This window comes from Alkalimonas amylolytica (assembly GCF_900107845.1).
GTDB classification, from domain to species: Bacteria; Pseudomonadota; Gammaproteobacteria; order Enterobacterales; family Alteromonadaceae; genus Alkalimonas; species Alkalimonas amylolytica.
Genome location: NZ_FNRM01000021.1, coordinates 1 through 3,889 on the forward strand (window position 1 = coordinate 1; position 3,889 = coordinate 3,889).

Here is a 3,889-nt window from a genome sequence, read left to right on the forward strand (position 1 = left end):
CGGGTGTTGGTGGATATCTGGGCACGTTTGCTGGCAATAGCACCTGAGTCGATCAGCACGACAGCGAACTTCTTTGAACTGGGCGGGCATTCAATTCTTATCACCAGATTCATATCAGATGTTTTCATTCAATTAGAGCGTAATATTTCTGTTCGAGATGTTTTTAATAATCCACATTTAGGTGATTTAGCTTTACTGATTGAATCATCAGTAGCTCCTTGGGTCACTGAAAATTATATTATCAGCAGTCCGAAAATAAAAAAGAATTTAAAAACGATTTTTATGTTGCCGCAAGTGTCAGGTGAGTGGAATGATAGTCGTGGATTTTTTGATGCTGTTGATGGGCGCTTTAATCTGATTTTGTTGCAGCAGTCTAATGCTGATATGAGTCATACAGACAAAGTGATAGATTATTTTGTAGAGCAAATTTTGTTGCTCCAGCCTGAATCGCCTTATCTTATAGGTGGGTATTCTTTAGGGGGGCTGTGGGCATTTGCAGTTGCTCAGCGTTTGATTCAATTGGGGTTTGAGGTATCTAATTTGCTGTTACTTGATAGTAGTGCTCCTGGATTGGTAAAAACATTGAGTGACTTTGAGATGTCGTCTATTGTGCATTACCAACTTAATGAAGCGGGTTTAGAGTTACCGCAAGAATTGAATCTAACTTTTTCAGGGCTTAAGCAAGAATTACAAAGTACCGGGAATTTAATGTCTGATGAATACATTAGTCAAGTTGTTAGGCGTGTCGATTTTGTTGAAAGAAACATTGAGCTAGCTAAAAACATTTGCATTGATGAGGATATTTTACTTCCAATATGTTTATTCAAACCAGTCACCCATGCTGGTCAGGAATCAAATGTTAGTGCTTGGAAGAATTATAATTCCGAGATGAATAAGATAGATGTTGCTGGAGATCATAATAGCATGGTGAGTGAATCTAATGTTGTATCTTTGTGTGATTCTATTGCTAAAGTAATAGGGGTTAATGGGGATGGTGATCCAAATAAAAGTAATCGGGAGTTACTGTCAATTGAAGAGTAACATATGAAATATTTGAAGTTTTTGGTGCAGGTCGTATAGAAAACTCTGTGAGTGGGCGCCGTGATGGCAATTTCTGTCGAGATCGCTAATAAGGATTAACTTTTTATCTGGAATCAGATTTGACGACTCAATCCAGAAGAGATAATTCTGCTGGATTGAGTATGTTTAGCGAGTATTTAGTTACGGAGGGCGTTAATCGCTGGTTGTCTGATTAACGACCAGATCGATAGTAGCGATACCGCACCGGTCAGAAGCATGATTGACGCAAACGGTACAAGGACACCACTTAACGACAACGACAAGGTAAAAGTCGAGTTATTGATAAACAGCCATAGAATGGCCAACAATACCAAACTACATAGCAAACCAATAAACACCAGCTTGATATTTTCCCGTAAGCTCTGAGTTAAGATGGTAAGAGGTCGGGCGCCAATTGCCATTCTCACTCCTAGCTCAAACTTACGCAGTTGTGCGTTGTAACTCAAAACACCATAGATGCCAACAGCAGCTAATAACAAGGTTAATAAGGACAATACGCTGGTGACTCCGGCTGCCAGATAGTTAGCAAACAGAATTCGTTTGACGTTTTGTTCCAGGCTAAATATTTCCGCAGCTCGATACTTTGGCGATACCTGAGCCATAATATGGTTAAGTTCGGTTTTACTAATGCTCATTCCAGGCTTGAGCTCATAGAGTAAGGTGCCACCGACATCATTAATATTTCTGGGTATGAATGCACGTGGCGGCTCTGTGGGTGAATACTGATCAATCAAATTATAGTCAGCGACTACCCCAATTACTTCCCAGTTCTGGGCCATGCCCAACCGCTGTCCCACGGCTTGCTGATCTGGCCAGGCTGCTTTGGCAAAGCTTTCATTAACAATAATCACCGGACTACTATCAACCACCTCTTGAGCTGAAAAGTTACGGCCACTCAGTAGCTTTATTTCAAATAGTGGTAAAAAATGCTGATCAGTGATTGTCAGACGTGATATGACAATATCCTCAATATTGTCCGGAGTTCTTGGCCAGCGAGTAGTGCTAAAGACCCCATCAAAATTGGCTGGAGCATAGTTTGCATAAGACGCTGCTTTTACTGCTGGATGTTGTGCTAGCAACTCCCTGATATCTGATAAATCACGTTTTTTCTCCAGATGTCGTTCAGGACGGGTTTCTGCAGTAATTGCAGGGCCCACTTCATCAATATCAATCTGATAAATGCGCTCTGTAGCGAAACCGATATCTTGTTTTAACACAGAGAGTGTTTGTTGTAAGACCAGCACGCAAGCTACCAGTAACACAGAGGTTAGCGCTACTTGGCTGATAATGAGTAAATGCCTTACTCTGACTGAAATTTGCAGGCCGCTTCCTTTGCCACTACTTTGCAGCTCGCTGTTGAGAGCCCGGTAGTTGATTTGTCGTACTACCAGATAGGCAAAGCTCAAACCGATGAATACTGTTATTGCGATGGAAAAAACCAAGGTGGGCAGATTCAGTTGTAATTCTGTAACTCTGGGTAAATAGGCTTCAGCAACATGCTGCAGCAAACGGTACTCGGCTTGGGCAATCACCAGGGCTATTAGTACAGCAACACCAAGCAGCAGCAGCATTTCCGAAAAGACGTGAATAAAAATATGTTTTCTTTGTGCTCCCAACGCGGCTTTAATGGCCATTGAGCGCTGTTGTCTGACTGCTCTTGAGAGCACTAGATTTAGGGTGTTGACGCAGGCAATGCAGAGTAAGACCAGACTGCCGATAAATAACCAGAATGTTTGGGCCGCACTGTCCCTGAGCAGTACTTGTCTGAGCGGCCGCGCTTCAAAACGGATACTATGATTTATAGCACCTGGTACCCCAGCAATAGCGTCTTGAAACTCTGCATTCAAAGATGCGGTGAGCTGTTGTGATATGCGCTGATGATCATCAGCCGATTTCAGCTTAGCAAGTAAGAAATGCCAGCCAACAAAACAAGCGCGCCCATATAGCCCTGATGCACAAGGGTCTGGATTAAAATCCCAGGGCAGCCAGACATCGTTATGCCTGTTGGGGCCAGTAAATCTGGGTTCGACAAAATCGCTGGAAGCAACACCAATTACCTGAAATTGTGTATCTGAAATTTGGATGCTTTTTCCTACTATCTCTGGATCGGCATTGTAATGCTGTCGCCAAACTCGTTCGCTTATGACAGCGACAGCAGCATGCGAATGAATATCTTCATCAGTGTTAAAGCCACGACCTAAGATCATCGGCATTTGGTACATCTGCATATAGCCGGGGGTAGTATAGGCAATGAGTACTTTTGGCGTGTCATCTTTATCACGCAACGAGGTAGCGATCCAAGAGTACCCAATTAAAGCTGTATTTTCAAAAGTAGTGCTATCCTGCAAATAAAATTCTATCAATAATTGTATAGTCGAGTCTTCATCGATAAAGAGTTCATTGTGTTCATACCATGGCGTGTTGCCAACGACCAGCCGGTCTTCATCCTGGTAGGGTAAAGGGGCTGCAACTATGGTGTAATTCAGGTTAAAAGCGGCAATTAAAGTACCTAATGTTACTGCTAGAGTTACAACTATTGTCGCCGCGTAGCTTTTGGATTTACTTAGGGCATATAAAGCATTAGAAAAATCTTTAATAGTAAACATGGCAATTCCTTGGAGCCAACGATTGCTGGAAAAAAATGATACATTTCAAATTCTTCATTTTATAGTCACTTAGCCACCAACGGCGTGCAGTTGCGCTTCTCGCGCGGTATCCAGAATGCGGCCATCCAGTAAATGCAGCTTTTGTTTGGCCATATCGGCATAGCGCGGGTCATGCGTCACCATACACAGTGTGGTGCCGTTGT

General features: G+C 42.7%; 2 protein-coding genes and 1 pseudogene. 1 reads left to right on the forward strand and 2 read right to left on the reverse strand.

What is annotated here, in order from left to right; all coding sequences use genetic code 11:
• The coding region (locus BLW37_RS18465) for a thioesterase domain-containing protein (protein ID WP_091345560.1) at positions 1-1,041 on the forward strand (1,041 nt) is incomplete at its 5' end.
• Positions 1,042-1,217: 176 nt separating this feature from the next.
• Here the strand turns inward: BLW37_RS18465 and BLW37_RS18470 are convergent.
• Complete coding sequence (locus tag BLW37_RS18470; protein WP_091345562.1) at positions 1,218-3,686, reverse strand: ABC transporter permease; 2,469 nt, start codon at positions 3,684-3,686, stop codon at positions 1,218-1,220.
• 69 nt (positions 3,687-3,755) lie between these two features.
• Positions 3,756-3,889, reverse strand: a pseudogene (locus BLW37_RS18935) (ABC transporter ATP-binding protein); the annotation flags it as partial.